A 13,722-nucleotide genomic window follows, 5' to 3' on the forward strand; every position below is an offset into this window, starting at 1 on the left:
AGCGTCGCCGGCAGATCAACCACCACTCAACTTCGCGTACAGGAGTCCCCGTGAGCACCACTCCCTTGAAGGTCGCCGTCACCGGCGCGGCCGGTCAGATCGGCTACAGCCTGCTCTTCCGCCTCGCCAGTGGTTCGCTGCTGGGCGACCGCCCGATCGAGCTGCGCCTGCTCGAGATCGAGCCGGCCCTCAAGACGCTCGAGGGCGTCGTGATGGAGCTCGACGACTGCGCCTTCCCCAACCTCGCGGGCATCGAGATCGGCCACGAGGCCGAGAAGATCTTCGACGGCGTCAACCTCGCCCTGCTCGTCGGCGCGCGCCCGCGCGGTCCCGGCATGGAGCGTGGCGACCTGCTCTCCGCCAACGGCGCCATCTTCACCGCGCAGGGCAAGGCCCTCAACGCGGTCGCCGCTGACGACGTGCGCATCGGTGTCACCGGCAACCCGGCCAACACCAACGCCCTGATCGCGATGACCAACGCCCCCGACATCCCGCGCGAGCGGTTCTCGGCGCTCACCCGCCTCGACCACAACCGCGCGATCTCGCAGCTCGCCGCCAAGACCGGCGCTGCGGTGACCGACATCAAGAAGATGACGATCTGGGGCAACCACTCCGCCACGCAGTACCCCGACCTCTTCCACGCCGAGGTCGGCGGCAAGAACGCCGCCGAGGTCGTGGGCGACCAGGCCTGGATCGAGAACGACTTCATCCCGACCGTCGCCAAGCGCGGCGCCGCGATCATCGAGGCGCGGGGCTCGTCCTCGGCCGCCTCGGCCGCCTCGGCCACGGTCGACGCCGCGCGCGACTGGCTGCTCGGCTCCGCCGCCGACGACTGGGTCTCGATGGCGGTCGTCTCCGACGGCTCCTACGGCGTGCCCGAGGGCCTCATCTCCTCCTTCCCCGTCACCACCAAGGACGGCGACTGGGAGATCGTCCAGGGCCTCGAGATCGACGAGTTCTCGCGCGGTCGCATCGACGCCTCGGTCGCGGAGCTCTCCGAGGAGCGCGACGCGGTCACCGAGCTCGGCCTCATCTGACCCAGCACGACCCACGCACGGCCCGTCTGCTCCTCGGAGCGGGCGGGCCGTTCGGCTACGGCCCCGGCTGGTTGGGGATCGAGGTGCTCAGGAAGATCAGCGCCACCCCGAGCGCGACCAGCAGCGCGACGTCGAGCGCCTTGTGTCGTACGGCGAGCATGCCGGCGTCGCGAGGCCCCAGCACCGTGCGCACCGTGGCGGCGAGCAGCAGCGCGCCGCCGATGGTCCGGACCCCGAGGCGCCAGTCGCTGAAGGACGCCAACAACAGGCCGGTGCCGGTGACCAGCAGCACGAGCAGGTAGAACGCACCGCCGATGGTGGAGGGATAGCGCCGCTCACCGGGCGCCTCGTCGGGGTGGTCGCCGTCGACGAGGTCCTCGGCCGAGATCGCCGGCACGTCCTCCGGCGGGCGGATGGCGCGATCGTCCGGCGGCGGCTCGAGCGGATCGGTCACGAGATTCCCGTCATTGGGGGTGGGACTGTTCGGCGATCTCCACGATATTGGTCAGCAGCATGGCGCGGGTCATCGGTCCGACACCCTTGGGGTTGGGCGAGACCCAGCCCGCGACGTCCCACACGTCGGGCGCCACGTCACCGGTGACCTTGCCGTCGACGCGGGAGACCCCGACGTCGAGCACGGCGGCACCCGGCTTGACCATGTCGCCGGTGATGATGCCGGGGACGCCGGCGGCGGCGACCACGATGTCGGCGTGCCGCACGTGGGCGGCCAGGTCGACGGTGCCGGTGTGGCACAAGGTGACCGTGGCGTTCTCCGAGCGGCGGGTCAGCAGCAGCCCCAGCGGGCGGCCGACGGTCAGTCCGCGGCCCACGACCGCCACCTCGGCGCCGGCGATCTGCACGCCGTGGCGGCGCAGCAGCTCGATCGCGCCGACCGGCGTGCACGGCAGCGGACCGGCCTCACCGAGCACGAGCTTGCCGAGGTTGGTCGGGTGCAGGCCGTCGACGTCCTTGGCGGGATCGACGCGCGAGAGCAGGGCGAACTCGTCGAGGCCGGTGGGCTGCTGGACCAGGAAGCCGGTGCAGGCGGGGTCGGCGTTGAGCTCGTCGATGACGGCCTCCACCTCGGCCTGGGTGGCGCTGGCGGGCAGGTCACGGCGGATCGAGGAGATCCCCAGCTCCGCGCAGTCCTTGTGCTTGGCGCCGACGTACCACTGCGAGCCGGGGTCGTTGCCGACGAGCACGGTGCCGAGCCCGGGGGTGATCCCGCGCGCCTTGAGGGCGGCCACGCGCTCGGTGAGCTCGGCCTTGATGGTGCGCAGCGTTGCGGCGCCGTCGAGAGTCTGGGCAGTCACGTGGTCTCCAGGGTGGGCGAAGGGGTGGTGTCGGCCACGGGTGAACCGTGGTGGGCAAGGTACCGCTCGGCGGCCCGGGCCGCCGGGTGGGAGACGGCAGCGGCCGTGATGCCGATGAGGGCGATCACCGCCCAGCCTGGCGCGCCCCAGGTGAGGGCGAGGAAGGTGTAGAGCGCGGGGAAGACGAGCGGCTCGATCTGGTAGCCGAGGCCCCACACACCTTGGTAGTCGCCCATCCGGCGCGGGTCGGACAGCTCGGCGGTGAAGCCCCAGTCCGAGGCCGACTGCCAGAGCTCGGCGCCAGTGATGGTGATGTGGCCGATCCAGATCAGCACGATGGAGACCCAGCCGACGGTCTCGTGGGTCACGCTCAGGACCAGGCACGACAACACGAACGCCCAGCCCGATCGGCGTACGGCGCGCAGCGACCCGTTCACCGAGTCGGCACCCCGCGAGGCACGGACCTGGAGCAGGACTGCCAGCACCGTATTGGTCCCGAACAGCCACGCCAGCAGAGTGTGCGGCGCGTCGGTGCGCTCGACCAGCCAGAGCGGCACGACGACGTTGAGCAGGATCTGGTTGGAGGAGAGCACCCCGTTGCACACCCCCAGGACCAGGAAGCCCTTGTTCTTCAGCGCCGCCGGGGTGATGTGCAGGTCGGGCCCGGTCGAGACCTCCACCTTCCGCTTGATCGCGGGCAGGAACGAGACCATGACCGCGTTGATCGACAACAGGGCGGCGGTGATGAGGGGGATGGCGATGATGGCTTCCCGGGTCCCGATGCCGAGGGCCACGCCCGCCGTACCGGCACCCAGGGAGTAGCCGACGTTGCGTGCAGCCCGCTGGTAGGCCATGGCGCCGACCCGCTTGTCGCGCGGGAAGACCTCGATCCGGTAGACGTTGCGCGCCGAGCGCCCCGCCGTCTCGACCGACGCCAGCACGGCGAGCAGGACCACGAACGAGATGAAGCCCGAGGCGAGCGGCCAGGCGAGGTAGAGCAGCGCCTCGAGGAGAGCACTGATCACCCAGAGCCGCTTGGCGCCGACCCGGTCGCCGAGGCGACCGAGCGGGATCGACAGCGCGAGGGTGACGAAGGCCGCGGCCGACATGCCCAGACCGATCTGCGCCCCGGTGAGGCCGACGATCTGGGTGAAGAACACGGCCGTGCCGGTGAGGAACGAGCCGGTCGCGAACGCCGACAACACGCTCTGCAGCGCCAGGTCCCGTTCGAGCTTCGTGGGCGGCAGGATCGCCCGCAGCCATCTCGTCACCACATCACCCTCCCCCGATATCTTGACGTCAAGATATCACCGGTCAGTGGAAGAAGTGCCTGGCGCCGGTGAAGTACATCGTGATGCCGGCCTTCTCGGCGGCCTCGATGACCTCGTTGTCGCGCACCGAGCCACCGGGCTGGACGATCGCCGTCACGCCACCGTCGATCAGCACCTGGGCACCGTCGGCGAAGGGGAAGAAGGCGTCGGAGGCCGCGACCGAGCCGACGGCCCGCTCCCCCGCGCGCTCGACCGCGAGGCGGCAGGAGTCGACGCGGTTGACCTGGCCCATGCCGACACCGACCGAGGCGCCGTCGGCCGCGAGCAGGATCGCGTTGGACTTCACGGCCCGGCAGGCGCGCCAGGCGAAGGCGAGGTCGGCCAGCACCTCGGCCGAGGCGGCCGTGCCGGTCGCGAGCGTCCAGGTCGACGGGTCGTCGCCGCCACCGTCGACGACGGCGTCGATGACGTCGCGCTGCTGCACGAGCAGGCCGCCGGAGATCGCGCGGATCTCGGTGCCGCCACGCGGCAGCGGGGCCGACTCGAGGATCCGGATGTTCTTCTTCGCCGCGAGGATCTCGACAGCGCCGTCCTCGTAGCCCGGGGCGACGACGACCTCGGTGAAGATCTCCGCGACCTGCCTGGCCATCTCGACCGACACGGGCACGTTGGTGGCGATCACGCCGCCGAACGCCGAGACCGGGTCGCAGGCGTGGGCCTTGCGGTGGGCGTCGGCGACGTCCGCGCCGACCGCGATGCCGCACGGGTTGGCGTGCTTGATGATCGCCACCGCGGGCTGGTCGAAGTCGTAGGCGGCGCGCCGGGCCGCGTCGGCGTCGACGTAGTTGTTGTAGGACATCTCCTTGCCGTGGTGCTGGGTCGCCTGCGCGAGCCCGGGACCGCCGGGGAGGTGGCCGTTGGAGTAGATCGCGGCCGACTGGTGCGGGTTCTCGCCGTAGCGCAGCACCGCGTCCTTCTCCCAGGTCGCGCCCATCCACGCCGGGAAGCCCGTGTCGTCGCTGGAGTCGGTCAGGACGTTGCCCATCCAGGACGCCACGTGCACGTCGTACGTCGCGGTGTGCACGAACGCCTCGGCGGCCAGCGCCTTGCGGGCGTCCAGGGTGAAGCCCCCGGCAGCGACGGCGGCCAGCACGTCGGCGTACCGCGCAGGCGAGGTGACGATGGCGACCGAGGGGTGGTTCTTCGCGGCAGCGCGCACCATCGAGGGGCCGCCGATGTCGATCTGCTCGACGCACTCGTCGGGGCTCGCGCCCGAGGCGACGGTCTGGGTGAAGGGGTAGAGGTTGGACACGACCAGGTCGAAGGGCTCGACGCCGAGGTCGGCCAGCTGCTGGACGTGGGTGTCGAGGCGACGGTCGGCCAGGATGCCGGCGTGCACGCGCGGGTGGAGGGTCTTGACCCGGCCGTCGAGGCACTCGGGGAAGCCGGTGAGGTCCTCGACCTTCGTGACGGGCAGGCCGAGGTCGGCGATCAGCTTGGCGGAGCCACCGGTGGAGACCAGCTCGACACCGGCGTCGTGCAGCCCGCGGACGAGCTCGTCGAGCCCGGCCTTGTCGTAGACGGAGACCAGCGCGCGCTTGATCGGGATCTGGTCATGGGGGCGTTGGGACACGGGGCTGCTCCAAAAGTCGCTGCGGAGGGGAGCACCCAGGCGTTCGATGCTCCACGGCTTCACTCCCTGGTGGTCACCCACCTGCGCCAGTCGTGTGGGGGTCAGCCTACGGGGCCGCGGGGCCGATGTGCACCTTGCGTCCCTCGACGACCAGGCTGCCGTGGGCGATCCGGCCGACCGCGTCGACGAGCATCTCCCGCTCGGCCGCCTTGATCCGCTCGTGCAGGGACTCGACGTCGTCGTCGTCCTCGACCGGGACGGCCGTCTGGGCCACGATCGGGCCGGTGTCGATGCCGCCGTCGACCAGGAAGAGCGTCGCGCCGGTGACCTTGACGCCGTAGGCCAGGGCATCCGCCGGACCGTGCATGCCGGGGAACGACGGGGACAGCGCCGGGTGCGTGTTCACGACCCGGTGCTCGAACCGGGCCAGGAAGTCGTCACTGACCAGCTTCATGAAGCCCGCGAGCACGATCAGGTCGGGTTCGAAGCCCGCGACCGAGGTCGCCATGGCCCGGTCCCAGTGCTCGCGGCTGGTGAACTGCGACACCTGCTTGACGAAGGTGGGGATGCCGGCGCGGTCGGCCCGCGCCAGGCCCTCGATGTCGTCACGGTCGGCACCGACGGCGACGACCTGGGCGCCGTACGCCGGATCGGCGCAGGCGTCGATCAGGGCCTGGAGGTTGGTGCCTGCACCGGAGACGAGGACGACAAGACGAGAGGTCACGCGGCGGATTCTAGGGCGCGACGTCGCTGCCACGGCGCTGGTACCAGGCCATGGCCACGGCACCGACCAGGCCGCCGAGCCCGAAGGCCGTGATCGCGGCGACCAGCACGTCCGGCACGAAGGGCCCGACATGGCGCATCCGGCCCGGACCGGCTGCACCGCCGGCGACCGAAGCGAGCAGGGCGAAGACGACACCGGCCACGATCCCGCCGCCGCAGCCGCGCAGGGCGGCCTCGCGCCAGCCCGGCGCCGGGTGCCGGCGCTGCCACCACATGGTCGCGAGCGCGGCCACCAGCGGCGGCAGCCACACCAGCGACGACAGGAGGACTCCGGGCGCACCGACGCCGGGCAGAGCGGCGAGCAGCGCGAAGAGCGGGAGCGCTCCCAGGACGACGGTGCCGGGCGAGACGAGGGTGTTGCCACCCACGGCGAAACCCGGGCCGAGCAGGAAGGAGCCGGAGAACAGGGTGGCGTTGGGCGCGAAGCCGGCGTTGGCGACGGCGTAGACCGCGCCCTCCCCCACGCCGAGGTGCAAGCGGCTCATCATCGTGGCAGCCTCGCCGACGCCGAAGGCCAGAGCGACGAGGAACACGACGGTCGAGAGCGCGAGGAAGGCGGTCAGGACGACCGCCGCCGTGGCGGCGGCCTGCCGGACGACGGGCGGGACGAAGGTCGCCCAGATGGCTGCTCGACCGGAGCCGATCGCAATGGCGGGCGCGGCGATGACGAGCGACATCCCCAGGCTCCAGAGCACCACCCGAGGCACGCTCAGGGTCGTCTCGACGCTCGCGGTCAGGGTTGCGACCACCACCGCGACGAGGGCGTAGCCGACGAAGAACAGCCCAGAGCCCATGGGCACGGTCAGGTCGCGCTCGCCGTCGGAGATCCGGTCGGAGTCGGGGCCGTGGCCCGACAGGGCCTCCCCGACACGGTGCCCCAGCCGCCACATCGACCAGGCGCAGATCGCGGTCAGCCCGAGCGGCACGATGCCCACGGCGGTGCCGTAGACGGTGATCCCGGAGCCGTGGGCCATCAACCAGGCGACCGCACCCATCCGCATGCCGTCGCGCGGGACCCCGTGGGCGCCGGCGTCGGCGGCGAACCAGCCGATGATGCCGACCGCCACGCAGACCAGCAGCGGTGCCAGGGCAGCCGCCGCCCCGCCCAGCGTCGCGACGAGGACCAGCGGTCGCTGCGCGCGGGGGCTGGTGGTGCGGTCACGGCGGTCGAGAAGCAGGGAGGTCATGGCTCCGCCATCATGACCCGATCGCCGAGCGCGTTCGCGCTGCCACGCCGCGACCCCGTACCGTGGAGCGGTCATGAGGAGCCCTGAAGCGTTCGACGCCTTTTACGCCGGATCACGTGATCGTCTCCTGCTCGAGACCTACGCACTGACCGGAGACCTGCCCGCCGCGCGCACCGCCGTGCGCGACGCGTTCGCGGTCGCCTGGCACCACTGGGCGAAGGTGGGACGGCTCGAGGAGCCCGAGGCGTGGGTGCGCCCGCACGCCCACAGCCGGGCCCTGCGCCGGCACGCCGCCCGCCCGTGGCACCGCGACAAGGGTGTCGACGCCAACGTCCGGGCGACGCTGGACGCGCTCGGCAAGCTCAGCGGCCACGAGCGCAAGGCCCTGGTGCTGACGGTCCTGTCCCCGCTGCCGCTCGCCGACATCGCCCGCGAGGTGGGCCTCCCCCGTGCCGAGACCGAGCGCGCGCTGCAGAGCGCGACCACCCGGTTCGCGCTGGCACGCTCCGTTCCGAGCACCGACGTGCGGCTCCGGCTCGACGCGCTGCGGGCTCCGCTGATCGACACCCGCTGGCCACGCGGCCCGATCATCCGCCGGACGGGCACCACCCGTCGCCGTACCCACACACTGATCGGCTCAGCGACCGTCGGTCTCGCCCTCCTCGTCTCGGGCACGGTCGTCTCCTCCGGCGGCGCCGAGCCGAGCAGCCTCGACCAGGAGAACGCCCTGCCCGGCATCACGGTGCGCGAGGCCTCGGCCGAGGCCGCCCCGGCCCTCGACGACGGCACGCTCCTGGCCGCCGCGCAGACCGAGCGCTACGGCCGCGGCCTCACCTGGCGCGAGGCCGAGACCTCCGACAACCTGGCGGGCTCGGGCCTGGTGATGCCGTGCCAGCAGACGCGCTTCGCCGACCCGGCGGGCGCGGGAGCGCTGGTGCGCTCGTTCAGCGGGACGGCCCAGGTCACGAAGCCGGCGGGGAAGAAGTCCGCGAAGAAGCGCAAGGTCACCGAGGAGCGAGCCACCGCGATCGAGTTCGTGGAGCTCTCGGCCGACCAGGCGCAGGCCCGCGCCGCGTTCGAGACCACGCGCGGGTGGTATGCCGACTGCCTGGACGCCCGCACCCAGCTGTTGTCCACCGAGTCCGTGCAGCGCGTCGGCGACGAGGCCACGGTGCTGATGCTGCGCACCTGGAACAAGACCCCGAGCCGGATCGCCGTGGGACTCGCACGCACGGGCCAGCTCACCGTCACGACGATGGTGCGCTCGACCGGTGCCCCGGTGGCTGCCCGCACGGCCGCCGCGGGGCTGGCCGCCGCCGTCAACGCCACCTGTGGCGCCCCGGGCGCCGGGGCCTGCGCCGGACCGCCCCGGCTGCGCGCGAGCGAGCCGTTCCCGATCGGCCAGCCGTCGGGGCTGCTGGCCGCGGTCGACCTGCCGCCCGTCTCCGGCGCCGTCGGTCCGTGGGTCGGCACCGATCCCGTCCGTGCGCGGAACAACTACGCCGCCACGCGGTGCGACAACACCACGTTCCGCGGCAAGGGCCTCAAGCAGGCCCTGACCCGGACCTTCCTGTTCCCGGCGACGAAGAAGGACACCACCTTCGGGCTCACCCAGACGGTGGCCACGACGCGGGCCGACCGGGCCCGCGACTTCGTCGGCGAGGTGCGCAGCCGCATCCGCAGGTGCGGCCAGGCCAACCTCGGCACCTCCGTGAACACGCTGGTCAACCGCTCGGGCAAGGACGTCGAGATGACGGTCTGGGACCTCGACGTGGAGATCTCCGACAATCGCACGATCCAGTTCTGGATGGCGATCATGCGCGACGGCAACGCCGTCTCCCAGGTCGGCTTCACGCCGGCCGGGGACATGACCATCGCGCGTGACGACTTCACCGCGATCGCCGAGCGCGCGCTGGAGCGCCTCGACGACCTGCCCAGCGCACAGCGCTGAGCGGTCACAACTATCGCTGGGAGCCGCGCGTCTCCTGAGCATGCGACGACTCCTCCTGCTGGGCCTGCTGACCCTCGCACTCACGGGATGCAGCCAGGAGCGTGAGCCAGGGCCTGGGAAGCCACCCGTGTCATCGTCGCCGGCGACCGTGATCCCCGAGGACTTCCCGTTGGCCGACGAGATGCACGACGACGTCCACGTCTCCGCCCAGAGCGTCGGGATGCGATCCCTCGACTTCTGCGGGCGCAAGCCGCTGCGCGGCCTCGCGCCCGCCGACCGGCTGGCCGCGGAGGCCAGCGGCGACGAGTACGCCAGCACCCGCGACCTGATGCTCTTCGACGACGCCGCTCGCCCCGAGGCCGTGGTGCGCGACGTCCGCGCAGCCGCGATCGCCTGTCCGGCCGAGGAGGTGGGGCCCGGCGCCCGCCTGCTGACCGAGGTCCGCGAGTCGTCCTTCGGCCCGGCGGCTGCGACCGTCGTCCACACCTACGAGCAGGACGGCGAGGTCGGCGTCGGCGCCGAGGTCATCGAGGTCGTGCAGGTCGGTCGCGCGTTGCTGGTGACGTCGACGTACGGCGAGTGGGACCCGGCCAGGAACCTCGACGAGGGCATCACCGAGGACGCCGACCTGCTCGCGGCGACCGTCGAGGCGATGGCGGCCTTCGAGGGCGCCCTCCCGGCTGCCACGCCCTGAAGACAGCTGTACCCACCCTGGAGAGCTCCAGGGTGGGTACAGACAGGTGGATCAGAGGCCCTGCAGGATCTCCCGCGCCAGGGCGGCGGTGGCGGACGGCGTCTTGCCGACCTTCACGCCCACGGCCTCGAGGGCTTCCTGCTTCGCGGCAGCGGTGCCCGCGGAGCCGGACACGATGGCGCCGGCGTGGCCCATGGTCTTGCCCTCGGGGGCGGTGAAGCCCGCGACGTAGCCGACGACCGGCTTGGTGATGTTGGCCTTGATGTAGTCGGCCGCACGCTCCTCGGCGTCGCCGCCGATCTCACCGATCATCACGATCAGCTTGGTCTCCGGGTCGTCCTCGAACGCCTGCAGCGCGTCGATGTGGGTGGTGCCCACGATCGGGTCGCCGCCGATGCCGATGGCCGTGGAGAAGCCGAAGTCACGCAGCTCGTACATCATCTGGTAGGTCAGGGTGCCCGACTTCGACACGAGACCGACCGGGCCCTTGCCCGCGATGGTGTGCGGCGTGATGCCGGCCAGCGACTCGTCCGGCGTGATGATGCCGGGGCAGTTGGGGCCGATCATCCGGGTGGACCTGCCCTCGAGGTAGGCAACGACCTCGGCCGTGTCCTGGACGGGCACGCCCTCGGTGATGACGACGAGCAGCGGGATCTCGGCGTCGATGGCCTCGATCGCGGCGTCCTTGGTGAACGCCGGCGGCACGAAGGCGACCGACACGTCGGCGCCCGTCTCCTTCATCGCCTCGGCGACGCTGCCGAAGACCGGCAGCTCCTTGCCGCCGAGCTCGACCGTGGTGCCGGCCTTGCGGGCGTTGACGCCGCCCACGACGTTGGCGCCGGACTCGACCATGAGGGTGGTGTGCTTGGCACCCATCCCGCCGGTCATGCCCTGGACGATGATCTTGGAGTCCTTGTTCAGAAAAATGCTCATGGGATTCTCTCCGTCCTCAGGCGTTCGCCAGCTCGGCGGCCTTGTCGGCCGCGCCGTCCATGGTGTCGACCTGGGTCACCAACGGGTGGTTCAGCTCGTTGAGGATCCGGCGACCCTCCTCGACGTTGTTGCCGTCGAGGCGGACGACGAGCGGCTTGGTGGCCGCGTCGCCGAGGATCTCCAGGGCACCCTTGATGCCGTTGGCGACCTCGTCACACGCGGTGATGCCACCGAAGACGTTGACGAACACGCTCTTGACCTGCTCGTCGTTGAGGATCACGTCGAGGCCGTCGGCCATGACCTGCGCGTTGGCGCCGCCACCGATGTCGAGGAAGTTGGCGGGCTTGACGCCGCCGTGGTTCTCGCCGGCGTAGGCGACGACGTCGAGGGTCGACATGACCAGGCCCGCGCCGTTGCCGATGATGCCGACAGCACCGTCGAGCTTGACGTAGTTGAGGCCCTTGTCCTTGGCCTTCGCCTCGAGCGGGTCGGCCTCTTCGCGGATCTCGAAGGCGGCGTGCTCGGGGTGACGGAACTCGGCGTTCTCGTCGAGCGAGACCTTGCCGTCGAGCGCCTCGAGCTTGTCACCGGTCAGCCGCGCGAGCGGGTTGACCTCGACGAGCGTGGCGTCCTCCTCGGTGAAGACCGTCCACAGCTGCTGGACCATCTGGATCGCCTGGTCGCGCAGCTCGGCGGGGAAGCCGGCCTCGTCGACGATGGCGGTCGCCTTCGCCTCGTCGACGCCGGTGCCGGCGTCGATCGGGATCTTCTTCACGGCGTCCGGGTTGGTCTTGGCGACCTCTTCGATCTCCACACCGCCCTCGACGCTCGCGATGCAGAGGTAGGAACGGTTGGCGCGGTCGAGCAGGAAGGAGAAGTAGTACTCCTCCTCGATCGACGCACCGGGGACCACGAGCACCCGGTTGACCGGGAGACCCTTGATCTCGAGGTCCAGGATCGCGCGGGCGTGCTCCTCGGCCTCCTCGGGCGTCTTGGCGACCTTGACGCCACCTGCCTTGCCACGGCCTCCGGCCTTGACCTGGGCCTTGACGACGACGACGCCACCGATCTTCTCCGCGGCCGCGCGAGCGTCCTCCGGAGTCTCAACGGTGATGCCGAGGGCGCCAGCCACTCCATGCTTTGCGAAGAGTTCCTTCGCCTGGTACTCCATCAAGTCCACGACGTACCCAGTCCTTTGTGTGCTAATGCGTCCGGGGATTTCCACTGGGCACCCTAGACCTGTTGGGCGGGTCACATCGAGGCTGGGTTGAGTGGCCCTCCTCACCCCGTCGCTACGTTGAGGTGCATGGCCTCTGTCCTGTGGTTGCGCCGCGACCTGCGCGTGCGCGACAACCCGGCGCTCCTCGCAGCGCTCGACGACGGTCCCGTGACCGCACTGTTCGTCGTCGATCCCGCCATCTGGTCGGGCGCCGGTCCGGCCCGCCGGGCCTGGCTCGCCGCCACCGTCCTCGAGCTCGCCGAGCGCATCCCCCTGACCATCCGGTACGGCGACCCGCTCGACGTCGTCCCGGCCGTCGCCGGCGACCGGGCTGTCCACGTCGCGGCCGAGACCACGCCCTACGGCCGCCGCCGCGACCGCGCCGTCGGACAGCGCGTCGACCTCGTCGCCACCGGGTCGCCGTACGCCGTGGGGCCGGGGCTGGTCACGAACGGGACCGGCGATCCCTACCAGGTGTTCAGCGCCTTCGCCCGGGCCTGGCGCGAGCGGGGCTGGCCGGAGCCGGCCACCACACCGCGCTCCCCCGACCTCGCCCCCGCCGACTCGGACCCCGAGGCCGTCGCCCTGCTCGAGGAGGCGGTCGCCGAGGCTCCGTTCGACCTGCCGACCGCCGGCGAGGACGCGGCCCGCCGCCGCTGGCACGCCTTCCGCAGCGAGCACCTGGACGACTACCCCATCGAGCGGGACCGGCCCGACCACGACGGCACGTCCAGGCTCTCGCCGTACCTCCACCTCGGGGTGCTGCACCCGCGCTCGCTGCTCGCGGACCTCGATCCGGGCTCGACCTATGCGACCGAGCTGGCCTGGCGCGAGTTCTATGCCGACGTGCTGTGGCACCACCCGGCGTCGGCCTGGTCCGACCTCAAGCCGGCTCTGTCGGCGATGACCTACGACGAGCCCGAGGACGCCATCGACGCCTGGCGCACCGGCACGACCGGCTATCCGATCGTCGATGCCGGGATGCGGCAGCTGCTCGCGACCGGCTGGATGCACAACCGGGTCCGGATGATCACCGCGTCCTTCCTCACCAAGGACCTGCACGTGTGGTGGCCGATCGGCGCCCGGCACTTCCTGTCGTTGCTGATCGACGGGGACGTCGCCTCCAACAACCACGGCTGGCAGTGGGTGGCCGGGACGGGCACCGACGCGTCGCCGTACTTCCGCGTCTTCAACCCCGTGACACAGGGCAAGAAGTTCGACCCCGACGGCACCTATGTACGCCGCTGGGTGCCTGAGCTCGCCCACCTCGCCGGCGCCGTGGCGCACGAGCCGTGGAGGTCCGAGGCCGGCTACGAGGGCGGCTACCCGTTGCGGATCGTCGACCACGCCGACGAGCGGCGTGAAGCGCTCGAGCGCTACCGATCCGCCAGGGGCTGAGTCGACCCCCACAGGCCCGCGGCATCGGGCGTGAACACGGTGACCTCGATGTCGTCGGCCTCGCGCTCGGCGAGCAGGGCCGTCACGCGGTCGGCGTCGTCGGCTGCGGGTCCGGTGAGCGCGACCAGGTCGGCGTCCTCCTGGACGGCGGTCGCGACGAGCTGCTCCACCGTGTGCTCCCCGCCGGTGAAGATCACCTCGTGACCGCGGTCGCGCAGCGCGCGGGCAAGCCCCGGTTCACCGGCGATGATCCTCATGGTGCCAGCCTAGCCAGCGACGTGACCCACCCCACAGGGTGACGAC

Annotated in this window: 13 protein-coding genes and 1 riboswitch; of the genes, 4 read left to right on the forward strand and 9 right to left on the reverse strand. The window is 71.5% G+C overall.

The genetic code is table 11. From position 1 onward, the window contains the following. The first annotated feature begins 50 nt into the window (after nt 1–50). Nucleotides 51–1,037, forward strand: a complete 987-nt coding sequence (locus tag C9J87_RS12295; protein ID WP_010833924.1) for a malate dehydrogenase — start codon at nt 51–53, stop codon at nt 1,035–1,037. 55 nt (nt 1,038–1,092) lie between these two features. Here C9J87_RS12295 and C9J87_RS12300 read toward each other — a convergent pair whose 3' ends face one another. The 6 genes from C9J87_RS12300 to C9J87_RS12325 form a co-directional block, all read right to left on the reverse strand. Beyond that, a complete protein-coding gene (locus tag C9J87_RS12300) occupies nt 1,093–1,491 on the reverse strand; it encodes a DUF3017 domain-containing protein (protein ID WP_010833925.1) in 399 nt (132 codons plus the stop codon). 10 nt (nt 1,492–1,501) lie between these two features. Further along, the gene (locus tag C9J87_RS12305) at nt 1,502–2,350 is read right to left on the reverse strand and encodes a bifunctional methylenetetrahydrofolate dehydrogenase/methenyltetrahydrofolate cyclohydrolase (RefSeq protein WP_010833926.1); all 849 of its coding nucleotides are present in this window, start codon (nt 2,348–2,350) and stop codon (nt 1,502–1,504) included. Continuing rightward, nucleotides 2,347–3,621, reverse strand: coding sequence for an MFS transporter (locus C9J87_RS12310; RefSeq protein WP_198016852.1), 1,275 nt, complete (start codon nt 3,619–3,621; stop codon nt 2,347–2,349). The genes C9J87_RS12305 and C9J87_RS12310 overlap by 4 nt, the downstream gene beginning before the upstream one ends. A gap of 43 nt (nt 3,622–3,664) precedes the next feature. Further along, nucleotides 3,665–5,254, reverse strand: a complete 1,590-nt coding sequence (gene purH, locus C9J87_RS12315) for a bifunctional phosphoribosylaminoimidazolecarboxamide formyltransferase/IMP cyclohydrolase (protein ID WP_010833928.1) — start codon at nt 5,252–5,254, stop codon at nt 3,665–3,667. A 26-nt stretch (nt 5,255–5,280) separates the two neighbouring features. Beyond that, nucleotides 5,281–5,358: riboswitch (ZMP/ZTP riboswitch) on the reverse strand. Between the two features lie 2 nt (nt 5,359–5,360). After that, complete coding sequence (gene purN / locus C9J87_RS12320) at nt 5,361–5,978, reverse strand: phosphoribosylglycinamide formyltransferase (RefSeq protein ID WP_010833929.1); 618 nt, start codon at nt 5,976–5,978, stop codon at nt 5,361–5,363. Nucleotides 5,979–5,988: 10 nt separating this feature from the next. Further along, a complete protein-coding gene (locus tag C9J87_RS12325) occupies nt 5,989–7,224 on the reverse strand; it encodes a cell division protein PerM (protein WP_051204229.1) in 1,236 nt (411 codons plus the stop codon). 73 nt (nt 7,225–7,297) lie between these two features. Here C9J87_RS12325 and C9J87_RS12330 point away from each other — a divergent pair, with 73 nt between their 5' ends. Next, on the forward strand, nt 7,298–9,175 hold the full coding sequence (locus tag C9J87_RS12330) for a SigE family RNA polymerase sigma factor (protein ID WP_107705660.1): 1,878 nt from the start codon (nt 7,298–7,300) through the stop codon (nt 9,173–9,175). A 40-nt stretch (nt 9,176–9,215) separates the two neighbouring features. After that, nucleotides 9,216–9,869, forward strand: coding sequence for a hypothetical protein (locus tag C9J87_RS12335; RefSeq protein ID WP_157953184.1), 654 nt, complete (start codon nt 9,216–9,218; stop codon nt 9,867–9,869). Nucleotides 9,870–9,920: 51 nt separating this feature from the next. Here C9J87_RS12335 and sucD read toward each other — a convergent pair whose 3' ends face one another. Then, nucleotides 9,921–10,802: a succinate--CoA ligase subunit alpha gene (gene sucD, locus C9J87_RS12340; protein ID WP_010833933.1), complete on the reverse strand. Its 882-nt coding sequence runs from the start codon at nt 10,800–10,802 to the stop codon at nt 9,921–9,923. A gap of 16 nt (nt 10,803–10,818) precedes the next feature. Then, nucleotides 10,819–11,982 carry an ADP-forming succinate--CoA ligase subunit beta gene (sucC, locus tag C9J87_RS12345; protein WP_010833934.1) on the reverse strand — a complete coding sequence of 388 codons (1,164 nt, stop codon included), beginning with the start codon at nt 11,980–11,982 and terminating at the stop codon, nt 10,819–10,821. A gap of 126 nt (nt 11,983–12,108) precedes the next feature. Between sucC and C9J87_RS12350 the strand changes: the two genes are divergently transcribed. Next, nucleotides 12,109–13,419 carry a cryptochrome/photolyase family protein gene (locus tag C9J87_RS12350; RefSeq protein WP_107705662.1) on the forward strand — a complete coding sequence of 437 codons (1,311 nt, stop codon included), beginning with the start codon at nt 12,109–12,111 and terminating at the stop codon, nt 13,417–13,419. On the opposite strand, the gene C9J87_RS12355 is transcribed toward C9J87_RS12350, so the two are convergent. Continuing rightward, complete coding sequence (locus tag C9J87_RS12355) at nt 13,398–13,676, reverse strand: cobalamin-dependent protein (RefSeq protein WP_107705663.1); 279 nt, start codon at nt 13,674–13,676, stop codon at nt 13,398–13,400. The genes C9J87_RS12350 and C9J87_RS12355 overlap by 22 nt on opposite strands. Nucleotides 13,677–13,722 lie beyond the last annotated feature (46 nt).

Origin of the sequence: Nocardioides allogilvus (assembly GCF_003047285.1) — a bacterium.
GTDB classification, from domain to species: Bacteria; Actinomycetota; Actinomycetes; order Propionibacteriales; family Nocardioidaceae; genus Nocardioides; species Nocardioides allogilvus.

Coding starts and splice junctions, on each gene's coding strand:
- C9J87_RS12325 (WP_051204229.1), bottom strand. CDS start 7,224: ATGACCTCCCTGCTTCTCGACCGCCGTGACCGCACCACCAGCCCCCGC.
- C9J87_RS12330 (WP_107705660.1), top strand. CDS start 7,298: ATGAGGAGCCCTGAAGCGTTCGACGCCTTTTACGCCGGATCACGTGAT.
- C9J87_RS12335 (WP_157953184.1), top strand. CDS start 9,216: ATGCGACGACTCCTCCTGCTGGGCCTGCTGACCCTCGCACTCACGGGA.
- sucD (WP_010833933.1), bottom strand. CDS start 10,802: ATGAGCATTTTTCTGAACAAGGACTCCAAGATCATCGTCCAGGGCATG.
- C9J87_RS12350 (WP_107705662.1), top strand. CDS start 12,109: ATGGCCTCTGTCCTGTGGTTGCGCCGCGACCTGCGCGTGCGCGACAAC.
- C9J87_RS12355 (WP_107705663.1), bottom strand. CDS start 13,676: ATGAGGATCATCGCCGGTGAACCGGGGCTTGCCCGCGCGCTGCGCGAC.